We start from the raw sequence: 14,458 nt of genomic DNA, 5'->3' as shown, positions 1-14,458 counted from the left end.
GAGACGCATGTCGAAACCCTGGCGCCTGGGATAGAGTCCCTCTCGATACATTCCTGTGTGTGGTTATGAGGAGAGCGCGATGAACGCCAGCAAGATACTGGAACAGTTGATGCAGCAGGCCGGCGGCCAGTCCGGCAACTCTTCCGGCGGTAGCCAGGGCGGTTCCGGCCTGGATATCAAGGGCATGCTCGACGGCCTCTCCCGCCAGCTGGGCGGTGGCGAGACCAGGTCCGGCCAGGGCGGTGGCTCAGGATTCGACGTCAAGAGCCTGCTGGGTGGCGGTGCCCTGGGACTGCTGGTGGGCTCCAAGCGCGGCCGCAAACTGGGTGGCAAGGCCCTCAAGTATGGCGCCATCGCCGGGGTGGGGATGCTGGCCTGGAAGGCGTGGCAGAACTCCCGCGGCGCTGCCGGTGGGCAGCAGGGCGAATCGCCCGCCGAGGGCGAGCCGGTGGAGCGACTGGCCGGTCAGGCCCGCGAGCAGCGCAGCTTGGAGCTGCTGCAGGCGATGATCATGGCGGCCCGCGCCGACGGCCATATCGATGACCAGGAGCGTGAGCTGATCGCCGGCCAGATCGACGCCCTGGGCGCGGACAGCGAACTGCACGCCTGGGTGGAGCGTCAGCTCCAGGCGCCGCTGGACGCCGAGGCACTGGCGGCCCAGGTCGATTCGCCCCAGGCTGCCCGCGAGATGTACCTGATCAGCGTGGCGGTGGTCGACGAGCAGAACGCCATGGAGCGCGCCTGGCTCGACCAACTGGGTCGCGCGCTGGCGCTGCCCGGCGAGGTCACCGCCGAACTGGAGTACCAGGCCCGGGAGGCCGGTTGATGGTCGAGCCCTTGATGGCGCTGGCCACCGGCTTCGGCCTGGGGCTCTCGCCCTGGGCCTCGGGTACCGTCGGGTCGCTGCTTGGGCTGCCGCTGGCCTGGTGGCTGCTGGGCCGCACCCGGCGGGTACAGATCGCGGTGACGCTGGTACTGCTGCTCGCTGCGGTGCCTGTGTGTCACCTGGTCGAGCAGGAACTGGGCGGCAAGGATGATGGCCGCATCGTGCTCGACGAGATCGTCGCCTTCCCGGTGGCGGTGCTGGGCCAGGCGGCAGCCCGCCAGCCCTGGGCGATGGCCTCTGCCTTCGTGGTCTACCGGGTAGTCGACGCCACCAAGCCGCCGCCGGTGAGTCTGGCCGAGGCGGTGCCGGGCGGTGCCGGCATCGTGCTCGACGACGTCATCGCTGCGGCCATGACCTGGCTGGTGATGGCGGGCGGCCTCATCCTGTGGCGCCGGCGTCAGGCGTCGTCCTGAGCCGCCGGCGGGAAGCTGACATCGAAGCCCCGGGCGTCGAGCTGGCGAATCGCGTGGGGGCGGCCCTGGGTGTCGAAGTCGACCAGGCCGATCCCGCTGCCGTTCCAGAGCCGCTCGCCGGCTTTGGCGCGGTCGGGGTCGCGGGGTGTGATGGCCAGGCGGCGGCGCTTGGTGAACCAGTTGAGCGGTGACCAAGGCGCGTAGAGCCAGCGGTTCAGGCGATCGAACCAGTCGAGCAGGGTATCGGGGAAGGCGTTCTTGATGCCGCTGGAGGTGATCTGCCACAGCCGCGGGCCCTGGCGACGTTGGCGGATGTGAATGTCGTAGGCGAAGGAGTAGTGCACGTCGCCGGAGAGGATGACGTAGTTCCCCGGGGTGCGCGAGTGGCGGAAGATGTTGAGCAGCACGCTGGCCGCGCCGCGGTGGGCCATCCAGTTCTCGGCGTCCACCAGCAGCGGCCTGCCGGCCAGGGTGAACAGCTTCTGGATGACCTCGATCAGCTTGACGCCGAACATTGGCGCCGGAGACACGATGATCACCGAGGGGTGGCCGAGCAGCGCCTGCTGGAAGTCGCTCAGCGCCTCCCAGTCCATCAGCCCCGAGGGTCGCTTCGGGCTGCGTTCACTGCGCCAGCGCCGGGTGCGGGTATCGAGCACCACCAGCGGCGGGTCTCCCGGGATCTGGTACTCCCAGCCCTCGAAGCGCAGCAGGCGCCGGATCACGGCATCCAGGGCATCGCCGTCGAGCCAGCCGTCGTTCGCCGTGGCGTCCTGCAGCAGCCGGGCGCACTCATCCAGCGGCTCGGCCAGGCGCTCGGGGGCATTGCCCCAGCCCTGGAAGAGCAGGTAGCCGAGCAGGGCGTTGCCGATGATGCGCCGTGAGAAGGGGTGGCCGTAGGCGGTGCGCTCCCAGTCGGCGGTGAGATTCCAGTCGTCGGTGATGTCGTGGTCGTCGAAGATCATCAGGGTCGGTAGCCGCGCCAGCAGCCGCGCGGCGGCCGGCAGGCCGGCCACGAAGCGCTCGATCACCGCGTGCTGCTCGGCGAACAGAGCGGCGTGCTTGTCATCCAGCGCGGGCGTTGCCACCTCGATCAGTTCCCAGGGCGTGGGTGACCACACCAGCAAGTACATGGCCACCACCTCGGCGAAGGTGGCCAGGTGGTTGTGGGCGTTGGCCGAGGTGAACACCGGCTTGCGCACCCCGCCGAAGAAGCGCTCGCGCAGGTTCTCGCTGCTCTTCACGTCGGGCAGCAACGATTCGCGATCGTAGTAATGGGCGGCCTCGCCATGCAGCGCCCGGCTGTCGGCCACCACGGCGCCCTCCAGCGATTCGTCGAACAGCCCAAGGCGGCGGATCAGGGCATGGATGGCCACCAGCATGGGGCCGGCGACATCGTCGGCGTAGACCTGGTCGCCGGTCATCAGCAGCCAGGCGGGGCGCTCCTCGGGGGCCTCGCGGTGCTCGGCCAGCCACGCTTCAGCGCGCACCAGGCCGTCGCCGCCGTCGTGGTGGGGCTTGCGGCAGGAGCCGTGCAGCAGCCGGTGGTGGCGGTCGGCCAGCACGAAGGCGGGGAGCTCGCCCTCGGCGTCGAGCAGGTGGTCGCCCCAGTCGGCGATGCTCCGCTCGCCTTCGCCCTCGTGGTGGCGCTCAGCGTCGCGCAGGCGCAGGTCGTAGGCGATCAGGGTGTCGGTCGGCAGCGGCGTCTCGAGGGGCAGGTCGATCAGATGTAGCCAGGCGTGGCGCCCCACCGGCACCCGCCGGCAGTGGTCGTCCAGAGACAGCCGTCGCGTCCCCTCGCCGGCCGGGGTGAGGGCGAGGGTCAGCGCGAGGGGGCGGCTCGCCGCTAGCCACAGCACCAGGCGGTCGGGTGCCAGGCGGCGCAGCAGCGGGCCGGCGAGCACAGCGGGGAGGGTAGCGTCGTCCATGGGCGAGATCGTCTGCGGTTTCCTTGGGGCACCCCGTCACCGACAGGCGCGCGGGGCCGAGGTTCCACCCTCGCTTATGTGTTGGACCTCGGCAAGCGCCGCGTTGAGCCAGTCAGCCGCGCATCCTACGTATCGACGCGAAGCGTGATGCGCTAGTTAAGCGGCGAGCCTTGGCGAACGTCAAGGCAAATACTGGGTAAATATCAGGTAATGGCTTAGGCTTTTTCCATGACTCGAACCATGATTCGCACGGACAAGTGGCCACTACAAGCCACGACGCAGCAGCGACACCTGATGCGTTTGACGCTGGCGGAGTACCGTCAGTTCTGCCGTGCGTTGTCGGTGGTGGTCCTGGCCAACTGGCCGTCGCTGCAGCAGGCCTCCAGCTTTGCCGCTGCCGTGGAGCGGCTGATGCACCCCACCAGTAAAAATCGGTTCTTCGTCACTTCACGTGGATTTGGCCTGATCGAACAGGCGGCCCACTGGGCTACCAATCAGGTAGATCATGGCGATGAAGTTGGCCTCGTTCCGGTAGCCGCGTGCGCGTGAACGAGCCGCCTGGAACAAGCCGTTCATCCCTTCCAGTCGCGCGTTCGTCAGCCCCGAGATCCAGCGCCTGACCACCGCGTCGGTGTGCCGCTCCAGCGTCTCCAGAGCTTTTCCCATGGACTTCAGCAGTGGCTTCTCCGAGACCGCCGCCTTCATGACCTTGAGGTAGTTCGTGATACGCCACCGGGCCGCTCGCGGTGTCGGGGCCTTCTGGATCCAGCGCAGCTTCTCCTTGATCACCCAGGCGTCGGACGTGGCGCTCTGGTCAGCCACCAGTTCCTGGAGCGCCGCCAGCTGCTTGGGCGTCAGGTTCTCGTTTTCCAGGCTCTTCAGCAGGGCCCAGCGCAGCGACTTGGGGTGTCCCTGCTCCCGGCGCTCCTTCTTGCGTACCTCGTCCAGCCGCTTGGTGAAGGTCTGCACGATATGAAACCAGTCGACCGTGACCTCGGCCCTGGGAAGATGCTCGGCCACGCCGCTCAGGAAGGCCTGTGACATGTCACAGACGACCTCGGCCACGTTGTCCGGATCGCCGCCATGAGCCGCCAGGAAGGCGCTGAAGGCCTTGATGGTGTCCTTGCCGTGGCCGGGGACGGCGAAGATCACCGGCTCCTGCTTGCGCTGCATATCGAGGAACACCGTCACATAGCGCTGGCCGCGCCGGGAGGCGGTTTCATCAACACCGACGGTGGCCACCTTGGACAGGTCCAGCTCCCCCAGCATCCGACCGACGTAGTGATGCACGATGCGCCACAGCCGCTTGTCGGAGATCTCCAGCTGCCGGGAGACGGCCAGCACCGGCATCTCCTTGACCAACGACATGGCGGCTTGCTCGAACAGCAGGGTGAAGTCGCTGCCCGGCCGCGCCCAAGGGACCTCGATACGCTTGACGCCATGCACCGGGCACTTGGTACGCGGCACGCGAGCATGCAGGTAGCAGTGGTGCTGGAAGAAGTTCAGATGCCGCCAGGTCTTGTCGGCGAAGTCGTGAGCCGGGCAGGCCTTGCCGCAGTCAGGACAGGGGTAGAGGCTGCCCCGCTCGGCCTCGACGTAGAGGTCCAGCCGGTGGGGTGACACGGCGGTATCCAGGTGCTGGTCCTTGAGGATCCAGGGCGCTTCCAGGCCCAGGCCGAGGGTCAGAATCTGGGTGCCGTCCATGCCATGCCTCCTGTCGTCGTGGAGGCCATATCCTGGCCCAGCTCAGGGGGCGAATTCCACACCCAACGACGAAGAGCCTAAAAATCCCTCGCCTCGCCACCACTACTTCGCCAAGCGTTTCTATAAGTTTCCGTCTTACCTGCGCCGAGCCGCCATCGAGTTCGTCAAGGGCCAGGTATCGAGCTACCTGACCCGCTATTGGGCCTGGCAGTCGGGAGATCGCCAGCGGAAAAATGCCCAGCCACCGCGCTTCAACCCCGTGGCCGGCTGCTATCCGGCGATGTATCGCGGGCAGTTGGTCAAGTTCGATGCCGACTTCACCACCGCCAGCCTGAAGCTGTGGGATGGCAAGGAGTGGCTGTGGCATAACGTGGCGATCAAGGCGGTACGTCAGCGCCATCTTCTCGGCACGGTGAAGTCGCCCACCCTGGTGCTCAATCGACGCTGCCACCTGGCGGTGCCGGTGGCGTTGGCGCCTCAATCCCTCCCTGACCAGCAGCGCGTATGCGCCGTGGACGTGGGGATCAATACGCTGGCCACGGCCAGCATCGTGACACCGGACGGCACTGTCGCAGCGCGTGGATTCTTCCACCCCGCCGCGGACATAGACCGTCGCGACAAGCGCGCCACGCTGATTCGCCGCAAGGCGCGCAAGACCGCCAGGCTCTCGAAAGGGTTCGGGCGGACATGGTATCGCAAGGCCCAGCACATCAACGAGGACATCGCCCAGCAGACCTCCCGTCGACTGGTCGACTTCGCACTGGCACAGGGAGCCGATGTGATCGTGCTGGAAGACCTGAAGGGCGGGCGCCCCAAGGCTGGCAAGAAGCGGTCGGGACTTCGCCAGCGCTTTCATCAGTGGCTGCATCGCTGGCTGGCCACGCTGATCGAGCAGAAAATGGCCGAGGCGGGTGGTCGGGTTGTCTACGTCTATGCCCGGGGCACGTCTTCCTGGGCTTTCGATGGCTCGGGTCGCGTCAAGCGGGACAAGGCACAGCACGAACTGGCTACCTTTCCGAACGGCAAGCAGTACAACGCTGACCTCAACGCCAGCTACAACATCGGTGCCCGCTATTGGGCTTGGAAACACAAGCTGACCCGCCGCAAGGACGGGCAGTTGTCAGCGGGCAGAAGCTCCCCTGGCAAACCGAGAACACCGGTCACGCTCTCAACGCTCTGGCGGCGAGAGCCTGAAGCCCCGCATCAATGCGTCGCATGATGTGTGGGAGTGTTCACGCGTCCCACTGGCGAGGTGTGGGGAATCGCCTACATTGGAGATTCAGATTGAACGGTCATGCAGGCGTCATGTCGGCGTCATCCGGCTGTCACGGCCGGGCGACATAAGGGTACGGCACGTCGCACCATCTTCGGACCCCACCGCTCGAGGAGAATTTTCCATGTCGATCACCCGTCGCCGCTTCCTGCAGGGCTCGCTGGCCGCCGGTGCGGCCGCCACACTGCCGACTCCCTTCTATATCAATCGGGCCCTGGCCCAGCAGGAGCCGTTGCGCATCTACGCCTGGGCGGGCTACTTCAACGACGCCATGCTGGCCGACTTCACCGACAAGACCGGCATCCCGGCGACCTTCACTCCCTATGGCACCAACGACGAGCTGATGAACTCGCTGCGCGCCAGTGCCGGCGAGGGCTTCGACGTGATCATGCCCACCGTGGACCGGGTGCCGGGCTATCTCGACTACGACCTCATCCAGCCGCTGGACGAGTCGCGTATCAACTGGAGCGGCGCCCTGGACAGCGCCATCTCGGGCTCCGAGACCGGCGGAGTGGTGGATGGCAAGCGCTACTTCGCGCCCAGCGACTGGGGCACCGAGGCAATCACCTGGCACCGCCGCTACGCCGATATCGACCGCGCCAACCTCAGCTACGCCGACCTGTGGAATCCCGAGCACGGCCAGGGCGTCACGGTGCGCGGCCACTCGGCGCTGGTGGGGATCGGCCTGTGGCTGGAGCGTGAGGGCAGGTTGCCCCACCCGCTGCTCGACTCCTACCGCAGCGAGGAGGCGATGCGCGCCAACTTCGATGTCATCCTCGAGGAGGCGGTCAAGCACAAGGAGCTGCTGGTGCAGTTCTGGAACACCGAGAACGAGGCCCAGGCCGCCTTCCGGACCAACGGGGCCATCATCGGCCAGACCTGGGACTCTACCGCCTTCCGCCTGATCCAGGAGGGCGACGATATTGCCTACGGCGCGCCGAAGGAGGGCGCCCTGGCGTGGATGGAGGGCTTCGTCATCCCCAAGAATGCCCGCAACCCGGATGCCGTCTACGAGCTGATCAACTGGTACTACACCCCCGAGGCCGGCGCCATGTTCGTCGAGGCCACCGGTTACAACTCCACCTCCAAGGGCGCCACCGAGCTGCTGCCCGAGGCGACGCGCAACTTCTTCACCGACTCCTACACCGAGCAGGATCTCGAGAACCTGTGGTGGTGGCCGATCCAGGAGCCCTGGTACGTGGCGCTGCGCAACGAGTACCAGGACCGCTATCTGTCCGCCTGACGAATGCTCGACCGCGAGGTGACCATGGACGGCAGCGTCCGCCTGGAGGAAGTGGTGATGCGCTTCGGCGACTTCACCGCCATCGACAAGACGTCGCTCGAGATCGGCTCGGGGGAGTTCTTCAGCTTCCTCGGCCCCTCGGGCTGTGGCAAGACCACCCTGCTCAACATGATCGGCGGCTTCCTGACGCCCAGCGAGGGCCGGGTATCGATCGGTGGCGAGCCCATGGCCGGGGTGTCGGTGAATCGCCGCCCCACGGCGATGATCTTCCAGAACCTGGCGCTCTTTCCGCTGATGACGGTGTTCGAGAACATCGAGTTCGGCCTCGAGGTGCGCGGGGTCGACCGCCGCACCCGCCGCACCCGCCGCGCCACCGCCGAACGGCTGCTGGCGCTGGTGGCGCTCGAGGGCGTAGGGTCGCGCCGGGTCACCGAGCTCTCCGGCGGCCAGAAGCAGCGCGTGGCCATCGCCCGGGCGCTGGCGGTGGAGCCACGGGTGCTGCTGCTCGACGAGCCACTCTCGGCGCTGGACCTCAAGCTGCGCCAGCATATGCGCAGCGAGCTCAAGGCGATCCAGCGCAAGACCGGCATCACCTTCATCTACATCACCCATGACCAGGGTGAGGCCCTGACCATGTCCGATCGGGTGGCGGTGATGTCGGCGGGCCGCCTGCAGCAGGTGGCCGATCCCATGACCCTCTATCGCCAGCCGGCCACCGGCTTCGTGGCGGCCTTCGTCGGCGAGAACAACCGCATCGAGGCGAGGGTGATCGACCGCCTGGGTGAGCGGGTGCGCCTGGATGCCGGGACCCTGGGTGAGCTGGAGGGCCGTGTGGGTGACGAGGCGAGCCTGGGCGGTGGCGCGGAGGTGGCGCTCTATGTGCGCCCCGAGCAGCTGCGTCCAGTGGCCGCCGGCACTTCCGGCGATGCCTACATGGGTGGTTCGACCCTGGTCGCGGAGGTCGAGTCGGTCAGCTTCGAGGGCGCCTGGCTGATGGTGCAGGCACGCCTCGCGGGTTCCGGCGAGGCGCTGCGGGTTCAGCTGGGCAGCGAGGTGTCGCGAAGCTTCGCCGATGCACTGGTGCCCGGCGAGGCGATCACCCTGGGCTATGATCCCGCCGAGACGGTGGTGCTGCCCCGGGATGACGGCCCGCGGGTGGACGAAGCCACCGGCGAGGTGGTGGAGGCAGCAGATGTTTAGACAGCTCGCCGCCCGCTTCGGTGGCCCCCTGTCGGCGGCCATCCTGGCGCTGCTGGGCATCTGGCTGATCCTGATGGTGACCCTGCCGCAGCTGCAGATGATCGACTACTCGCTGCGCCCCAACCTGCTGCCCGACCATCGCGGCGGCCCCGAGGATGGCTGGACACTGGCCAACTACGCCACCCTGTTCGCCAACGACATCCACCGCGCCATCTTCTTCAAGACGCTGTGGTCCAGCGTGCTGGTGACCCTGCTGACCCTCGCCGTGAGCTATCCGCTGGCCTGGTACCTGGCCAAGGTGGCCACCCCGCGGCAGGCGGTACTCTGCATCCTGCTGCTGATCATTCCCTTCTGGATCAACGAGATCCTGCGCACCTACTCGTGGTTCATCATCCTGGCCTTCCGCGGGCCGCTCAACGAGCTGCTGCTGATGCTGGGACTCATCGACCGCCCCATCCGCTTCCTCAGCGGTGATGGCGGGGTGATGGTGGGCATGGTCTATGCCTATATCCTGTTCATGGTGTTCCCGCTCTACAACGCCATCGAGAGCCTCGACGACAACCAGGTGCGTGCGGCCCGGGACCTGGGCGCCGGCACGCTGCGCACCCATCGGCGCATCGTGATTCCCCACGCCAAGCCGGGCATCGCCACCGGCTGCATCATGACCTTCATGCTGGCCGCCGGCAGCTATGCGGTGCCGGCACTGCTCGGCTCGCCGGGCAGCCGCTGGTTCACCCAGATCATCTACAACTGGTTCTTCGAGGGCGGCAACTGGAACCAGGGGGCGGCCTACGCCTTCCTGCTGCTGGTACTGTGCATCGGCTTCATGTCGCTGGTCATGAAGGTGTTCCGGGTCGGCCTGGGGGATATCGCCAGATGAGCTCGCAACGGCTGCTCGGTTGGGGCCTGCGCTTCTACGTGGGGGTCTTCTTCGCCTACCTCTTCCTGCCGCTGATCGTCATGGGCGCGGCGACCTTCAACGGCAGCCGCTTCCCCACCGTGACTCCCTGGGACGGCACCACCCTGAAGTGGTTCGGCGAGCTCGCCGCCGATGGCGCCATGTGGCAGGCGCTGACCAACAGCGCCATCGTGGCCACGGGCGTGCTGCTGCTGGCGGTGCCCATCGGCATCGCCACGGCGCTGTTCCTCAACACCGTGCAGAGCCGCGCCAAGCCCTTCCTCTATGCGCTGATCCTCTCGCCGCTGCTGACCCCGGGGGTGATCATCGGCATCTCCACGCTGATCTTCTGGCGCCAGTGGGGCGTGGGCGGTGGCATCTTCCTCACCGTGGTGGGCCAGGCCACCTTCATCGCCGCCTACGTGATGCTGATGGTCACCGCCCGACTGCAGCGCTTCGACCGCACCATGGAGCGCGCTGCCCTGGACCTCGGGGCCAGCCAGTGGCAGATGTTCCGGCGCATCCTGCTGCCCTACCTGCGCCCGGCGATCCTCTCGGCGGCGGTGATCGCCTTCCTGCAGTCCTTCGAGAACTACAATACCTCGCTGTTCGTGGTCGGCTACGACACCACCCTGACGGTCTACATCGCCTCCAAGGTGCGCACCGGCCTGACCCCGGCGGTCAACGCCCTGGGGCTGATCCTGATCCTGGTGACGGTGCTGCTGGCGGCGGCCTATGAGTTCAAGCGGCGCCGCGAGGCCGCACGGGTAGCAGGCGTATAGGTGTATAGCAGGGGCGCTGGGGGCAGGTCGAAGGGGAGGTCCTACGCCAGGGATGGCGTCGGTAGCGCCCAGGGAGGGGTTCACAGCGCCTCCCCGTAGGCCTGCCCCCAGGTAAGCCCCGGGGGCAGGACCGATGCTATGCTGGGGGCCCGCCACAGGAGGGCCCCATGTCCCACGATCACTCCCATGACCATGCCCATCACGCCCACGACAGCCGGCGCCGGCTGAGCTGGGCGATCCTGCTCACCGGCGGCTTCATGGTTGCCGAGGTGGTGGGCGGCATCGTCTCCGGCTCGCTGGCGCTGCTGGCCGACGCCGGGCATATGCTCACCGATACCGCCGCCCTGGCGCTGGCCTGGTTCGCCGCCTGGATCAGTCAGCGGCCCGCAGACGGCAGGCGCAGCTACGGCTACCACCGGGTGCAGACGCTGGCCGCCTTCGTCAACGGCATCACCCTGATCGCCATCGTGGTGTGGATCGCCATCGAGGCGGTGCGCCGCTTCCTTGCGCCGGTAGAGGTGATGGGCGGCACCATGCTGACCATCGCCGTGCTGGGGCTTGGTGTGAACCTGGTGGTGTTCGGCATCCTCCACGGCGGCGATCGCGACAACCTCAACATGCGTGGTGCCGCCCTGCATGTGCTGGGCGACCTGCTCGGCTCGGTGGCGGCCATCGTCGCCGCCCTGGTGATCCTGGCCACCGGCTGGACCCCCATCGACCCGCTGCTGTCGCTGCTGGTGGCGGCCCTGATCCTCAGGAGCGCCTGGAAGCTGACCCGCGAGGCGGGACATATCCTGCTGGAGGGCTCACCGCACGACCCCGATGCCGCGACCCTGCGCCGGGAGATTCCCGAGGCGCTGCCGGCGGTGCATGACGTCCACCATGTCCATATCTGGTCGCTGACGCCGGCGCGCCACCTTGTCTCGCTGCATGCCGCTGTGGAGGCGGGGGAGGATCGCCAGGCGACCCTGGTGGCGATCAAGGCGCTGCTGGTGGAGCGCTACGGCATCCGTCACGCGACCATCCAGGTCGAGGACCGTAACGACTGCGTCGACGAACGGAGGTGAGGGAGCTCAGGGCTGCTCGCGCAGCGCGCTGCCGGGTAGCCAGAGCCGAACCCACAGCCCGCCGATCGCGGCCTCTTCGAGGCTCAGGCGGCCACCGTGCAGCTCGATCAGGTCCTTGACGATGGCCAGCCCCAGTCCGCTTCCCGAACGCTGCTCGTCGAGTCTTGCCCCGCGGGCCATGGCGGCCTGTCGCTGAGACGCGTCCATGCCCGGGCCGTCGTCCTCCACCGCCAGCCACACCCCGCCGGCTTCCTCCCCACCGTTCAGACGGACTTGCCCCGCGGCCCAGCGCAGGGCGTTGTCGAGCAGGTTACCGACCAGCTCCTGCAGGTCCTGGGCATCCATGCGCAGGTACAGCGGTTCCGGCAGCTCGGCGTGCAGGGCGATGCCGCGGCGCTCGGCCAGCCGGCCCAGCCCCTCGACGATCGGGGCAAGCACCTCGCCCACCGCAATGCGCGGCGCCAGGCCGGCGTCGCCGGCCGCGGTGGCGCGGGCGAGGTGGTGATGCACCGCGCCGTCGATGCGCGCCAGCTCGTCACGGATGCGGCGGCGGCGTGGCTCCTCGATGCCGTCGGCCAGGGTGGTCAGCACGCTGACCGGGGTCTTCAGGGCGTGGGCCAGGTTGCCGGCGGCGTGCCGGGCGTGGGCCATCAATCGGCGGTCGCGCTCCAGCACGCCGTTCATGGCTGCGGCCAGGCGGGCGAGCTCCTCCGGGAGGCGGGTATCCAGGCGCTCGGCTTCGCCATCCTCCACCCGGCGCAGATCGGCGCGCAGGCGGCGCAGCGGTGCCAGCCCCCAGCGGATCTGCAGCGCCAGGGCGGCCAACAGCAGCGCGCCCAGGCCGGCCAGGGAGAGCGCTACCAGGCGGTTGAAGCGGGCGATCTCGGTGTCCAGCGGCTCACGGGAGATCGCCACGGCGACGTGCAATGACTCGGCCAGGGGGGCGAGGCGGATGTCACGCTCGATGGCCCGCAGCGGCGTGCCGCGAGGCCCCGGCAGGTCGCGGAAGGCGATCTCCGGGTGGGAAGCCGTGGCCAGGCGCTGGTCCCATAGCGAGCGCGAGGCGAGGGTGTGATTGCCGCCGTCGCTGGCCTGCCAGTACCAGCCGGAGAAAACCCGGGTGAAGCGTGGCTCGCCCAGGTCGCGCTGCAGTACCAGCTCGCCGGCGACCTCGTCCCAGGCCAGCCCGGCGACCACCACCTGCAGCAGCGATTCCAGCCGCTCATCGAAGGCGGCGGTGGCGGTGGCCTGGACGTGGCGGGAGAGGGCGATGCCGGCGAGCGGCAGCGAGACCAGCAGGATTGCCAGCGTCGCCAGCATCAGTCGGCTGGCCAGGGAGAGGCGGCGCGGAGTCATGGCGCGCCGTCGGTGTCGACCAGGCGATAGCCCTGGCCGCGCAGCGTCTCGATGCGTGCCGCGCCCAGCTTGCGGCGCAGGCGGCTGATCTGCACGTCGATGACGTTGGAGTCGGGTTCGTGGTCGCGGTCGTAGACGTGCTCGGCCAGTTCGCTGCGGCTGACCACCCGGGGGGCGGCGTGGGCAAGGTAGGCGAGCAGGCGCGACTCCTGGGCGGTCAGGCTGATGGGGCGGCCGGCCAGGGTGACGCTGCCGCTGTGGGTATCGAAGGCGAGCTCGCCGATCCTCAGCACCGGATGGGCGTGGCCGTGGGTGCGCCTGACCAGGGCGCGCAGTCGGAACAGCACCTCGGCGGTCTCGAAGGGCTTGGTGACGTAGTCGTCGGCGCCGGCCGAGAAGCCGGCGGCCTTGTCGGCCCAGCGGGTGCGGGCGGTAAGCACCAGCACCGGCAGCTCGATGCCGTCCTCGCGCCAGTCGGCGAGCCAGCGGCTGCCGTCGCCATCGGGCAGGCCCAGGTCGAGGATCACCGCGTCGTAGGCCTCGGTGCGCACCAGAAAGTCCGCCTCGCCGCCGTTCTCGGCTCGTTCCATCAGCAGCCCGGCTTCGCCCAGCGCCTCGCATAGCGCATCGCTCAGGGCGCGGTCGTCCTCCACCAGCAGCACCTTCATGGTGTCACCTCGCGGCGGCGCATGGCATCGATCTTCACCCCTTCCATGCCGACCAGCTCACCGCTCTCGGCGTCGAACTCGAACTCCACCACCTGGCCGTCGGGGCCGAGCATCTCGATCTCGTAGGCGAGGCGGCCGTCGTCGCGCTCCAGTTCCACCTCCAGCACCTGGCCTTCAAAGCGCGCCTCCAGCCAGTCGAGCAGGCTCGGCAGCGCCACGATCCTCTCTTCGCGTACTGCCTCGTGGAGATCCTGCCAGTGCTCCTCGGCCGGCGCAGACGAGGCGGCCAACTGTACCAGCAGCCCTGCGAGCAGGCCGGCCAGCAGCGTCAGCCGGGGACGCAGGTGAGGGCGAGTGTGGGGGTGTCGTGTCAGCATGGGCTCAGGGTGCCAGGGGCAACATGAACAGAGCATGAACGCTGCCTTCACCTTCAGGCAAGGTGAGGGGGTGTGTAATGGCCCGGCAACCCGCAGAGATGAGGACACCACCATGCAACGCAAGATGATCCTGACCGCTTCCCTGGCCGCCCTGCTGGGCGCTGCTACCCTGGCCCAGGCCGCGGATGAGCGCCTGGCGACCGAGCGCCTCGACGAGGTGTTGGCCCAGGCCGGTGATTTCGGCTTCCAGACCTTTGATGAGATCGAGGTGAAGCGTGACGACCGTGTTGAGGTCGAGGGTTGGCTCGATGACGAGTGGCAGGCCGAGGTGAGCTTCGACCTGGCCAGCGGCGAGAGCCTGAAGGAGGAGCGCAAGAAGCGCGAAGGCGGTGCCTGGGGCCTCTCCGAGGCCGAGGTGCGCGACGCCATGGCGCTGGCCGTGGCCGAGGGCCTGGCCGAGTTCGAGGAGCTCCAGGCCGAGCGTGACGGCCGCATCGATATCGAGGGCTACGACGCCGACGACCGTGAGCTGGAAGTGAAGATCCGCGACGGCGAGGTGCTCGAGGTCGAGCGCGACTGAACTGCTCCCGGGGCGCCTCCCGGCCAGCGACTCAAGAGTAGATAAGGAGGGCCCGGCTCATGATGCGCCGGGCCCTCTGCCATTCA

General features: G+C 68.1%; 14 protein-coding genes. 9 read left to right on the top strand and 5 right to left on the bottom strand.

What is annotated here, in order from left to right; all coding sequences use genetic code 11:
- The first annotated feature begins 79 nt into the window (after window positions 1-79).
- Both ACJ7IV_RS12110 and ACJ7IV_RS12105 read left to right on the top strand, forming a co-directional pair.
- Complete coding sequence (locus ACJ7IV_RS12110; protein ID WP_483864603.1) at window positions 80-826, top strand: tellurite resistance TerB family protein; 747 nt, start codon at window positions 80-82, stop codon at window positions 824-826.
- On the top strand, window positions 826-1,299 hold the full coding sequence (locus ACJ7IV_RS12105; protein ID WP_232913145.1) for a phosphatidylglycerophosphatase A family protein: 474 nt from the start codon (window positions 826-828) through the stop codon (window positions 1,297-1,299). The genes ACJ7IV_RS12110 and ACJ7IV_RS12105 overlap by 1 nt, the downstream gene beginning before the upstream one ends.
- Here the strand turns inward: ACJ7IV_RS12105 and ACJ7IV_RS12100 are convergent.
- Complete coding sequence (locus ACJ7IV_RS12100) at window positions 1,284-3,224, bottom strand: alkaline phosphatase family protein (protein WP_483864602.1); 1,941 nt, start codon at window positions 3,222-3,224, stop codon at window positions 1,284-1,286. The two genes, ACJ7IV_RS12105 and ACJ7IV_RS12100, sit on opposite strands and share 16 nt — an antisense overlap.
- A 447-nt stretch (window positions 3,225-3,671) precedes the next feature.
- Window positions 3,672-4,928, bottom strand: coding sequence for an ISL3 family transposase (locus tag ACJ7IV_RS12095; protein ID WP_483864601.1), 1,257 nt, complete (start codon window positions 4,926-4,928; stop codon window positions 3,672-3,674).
- Between ACJ7IV_RS12095 and ACJ7IV_RS12090 the strand changes: the two genes are divergently transcribed.
- The 6 genes from ACJ7IV_RS12090 to ACJ7IV_RS12065 all read left to right on the top strand — a co-directional run bounded on the left by ACJ7IV_RS12090 (window position 4,927) and on the right by ACJ7IV_RS12065 (window position 11,391).
- Complete coding sequence (locus tag ACJ7IV_RS12090; RefSeq protein ID WP_483864600.1) at window positions 4,927-6,147, top strand: IS200/IS605 family accessory protein TnpB-related protein; 1,221 nt, start codon at window positions 4,927-4,929, stop codon at window positions 6,145-6,147. The two genes, ACJ7IV_RS12095 and ACJ7IV_RS12090, sit on opposite strands and share 2 nt — an antisense overlap.
- Before the next feature lie 178 nt (window positions 6,148-6,325).
- Window positions 6,326-7,444 (top strand): substrate-binding domain-containing protein, encoded by a 1,119-nt coding sequence (locus ACJ7IV_RS12085; protein WP_232913147.1) that lies wholly within the window; start codon window positions 6,326-6,328, stop codon window positions 7,442-7,444.
- 24 nt (window positions 7,445-7,468) lie between these two features.
- Window positions 7,469-8,644, top strand: a complete 1,176-nt coding sequence (locus ACJ7IV_RS12080) for an ABC transporter ATP-binding protein (protein WP_483864599.1) — start codon at window positions 7,469-7,471, stop codon at window positions 8,642-8,644.
- Window positions 8,637-9,524, top strand: a complete 888-nt coding sequence (locus ACJ7IV_RS12075) for an ABC transporter permease (RefSeq protein ID WP_483864598.1) — start codon at window positions 8,637-8,639, stop codon at window positions 9,522-9,524. The genes ACJ7IV_RS12080 and ACJ7IV_RS12075 overlap by 8 nt, the downstream gene beginning before the upstream one ends.
- Entirely contained in the window at window positions 9,521-10,324 is an 804-nt protein-coding gene (locus ACJ7IV_RS12070) for an ABC transporter permease (RefSeq protein WP_483864597.1), read from the top strand. The genes ACJ7IV_RS12075 and ACJ7IV_RS12070 overlap by 4 nt, the downstream gene beginning before the upstream one ends.
- Window positions 10,325-10,491: 167 nt before the next feature.
- The gene (locus ACJ7IV_RS12065) at window positions 10,492-11,391 is read left to right on the top strand and encodes a cation diffusion facilitator family transporter (protein ID WP_483864596.1); all 900 of its coding nucleotides are present in this window, start codon (window positions 10,492-10,494) and stop codon (window positions 11,389-11,391) included.
- A 6-nt stretch (window positions 11,392-11,397) separates the two neighbouring features.
- Here the strand turns inward: ACJ7IV_RS12065 and ACJ7IV_RS12060 are convergent, their stop codons facing one another.
- Genes ACJ7IV_RS12060 through ACJ7IV_RS12050 form a run of 3 tightly spaced genes read right to left on the bottom strand, consistent with a single transcriptional unit; the run spans window position 11,398 to window position 13,792 of the window.
- Window positions 11,398-12,747, bottom strand: coding sequence for a sensor histidine kinase (locus tag ACJ7IV_RS12060; RefSeq protein WP_483864595.1), 1,350 nt, complete (start codon window positions 12,745-12,747; stop codon window positions 11,398-11,400).
- Window positions 12,744-13,415 (bottom strand): response regulator transcription factor, encoded by a 672-nt coding sequence (locus tag ACJ7IV_RS12055; protein ID WP_232913152.1) that lies wholly within the window; start codon window positions 13,413-13,415, stop codon window positions 12,744-12,746. Before ACJ7IV_RS12055 ends, ACJ7IV_RS12060 begins: the two co-directional genes overlap by 4 nt.
- Entirely contained in the window at window positions 13,412-13,792 is a 381-nt protein-coding gene (locus ACJ7IV_RS12050; RefSeq protein ID WP_232913153.1) for a PepSY domain-containing protein, read from the bottom strand. The genes ACJ7IV_RS12055 and ACJ7IV_RS12050 overlap by 4 nt, the downstream gene beginning before the upstream one ends.
- 112 nt (window positions 13,793-13,904) lie before the next feature.
- Here ACJ7IV_RS12050 and ACJ7IV_RS12045 point away from each other — a divergent pair, with 112 nt between their 5' ends.
- Window positions 13,905-14,372: a PepSY domain-containing protein gene (locus ACJ7IV_RS12045; protein ID WP_161431379.1), complete on the top strand. Its 468-nt coding sequence runs from the start codon at window positions 13,905-13,907 to the stop codon at window positions 14,370-14,372.
- Window positions 14,373-14,458 lie beyond the last annotated feature (86 nt).

The organism is Halomonas sp. C10-5 (genome assembly GCF_057169305.1).
Note: the sequence above shows the minus strand (reverse complement) of the source record. Positions and strands in the feature narration are given on the sequence as shown.

Coding starts and splice junctions, on each gene's coding strand:
- ACJ7IV_RS12110 (WP_483864603.1), top strand. CDS start 80: ATGAACGCCAGCAAGATACTGGAACAGTTGATGCAGCAGGCCGGCGGC.
- ACJ7IV_RS12105 (WP_232913145.1), top strand. CDS start 826: ATGGTCGAGCCCTTGATGGCGCTGGCCACCGGCTTCGGCCTGGGGCTC.
- ACJ7IV_RS12100 (WP_483864602.1), bottom strand. CDS start 3,224: ATGGACGACGCTACCCTCCCCGCTGTGCTCGCCGGCCCGCTGCTGCGC.
- ACJ7IV_RS12090 (WP_483864600.1), top strand. CDS start 4,927: ATGCCATGCCTCCTGTCGTCGTGGAGGCCATATCCTGGCCCAGCTCAG.
- ACJ7IV_RS12095 (WP_483864601.1), bottom strand. CDS start 4,928: ATGGACGGCACCCAGATTCTGACCCTCGGCCTGGGCCTGGAAGCGCCC.
- ACJ7IV_RS12085 (WP_232913147.1), top strand. CDS start 6,326: ATGTCGATCACCCGTCGCCGCTTCCTGCAGGGCTCGCTGGCCGCCGGT.
- ACJ7IV_RS12080 (WP_483864599.1), top strand. CDS start 7,469: ATGGACGGCAGCGTCCGCCTGGAGGAAGTGGTGATGCGCTTCGGCGAC.
- ACJ7IV_RS12075 (WP_483864598.1), top strand. CDS start 8,637: ATGTTTAGACAGCTCGCCGCCCGCTTCGGTGGCCCCCTGTCGGCGGCC.
- ACJ7IV_RS12070 (WP_483864597.1), top strand. CDS start 9,521: ATGAGCTCGCAACGGCTGCTCGGTTGGGGCCTGCGCTTCTACGTGGGG.
- ACJ7IV_RS12065 (WP_483864596.1), top strand. CDS start 10,492: ATGTCCCACGATCACTCCCATGACCATGCCCATCACGCCCACGACAGC.
- ACJ7IV_RS12060 (WP_483864595.1), bottom strand. CDS start 12,747: ATGACTCCGCGCCGCCTCTCCCTGGCCAGCCGACTGATGCTGGCGACG.
- ACJ7IV_RS12055 (WP_232913152.1), bottom strand. CDS start 13,415: ATGAAGGTGCTGCTGGTGGAGGACGACCGCGCCCTGAGCGATGCGCTA.
- ACJ7IV_RS12050 (WP_232913153.1), bottom strand. CDS start 13,792: ATGCTGACACGACACCCCCACACTCGCCCTCACCTGCGTCCCCGGCTG.
- ACJ7IV_RS12045 (WP_161431379.1), top strand. CDS start 13,905: ATGCAACGCAAGATGATCCTGACCGCTTCCCTGGCCGCCCTGCTGGGC.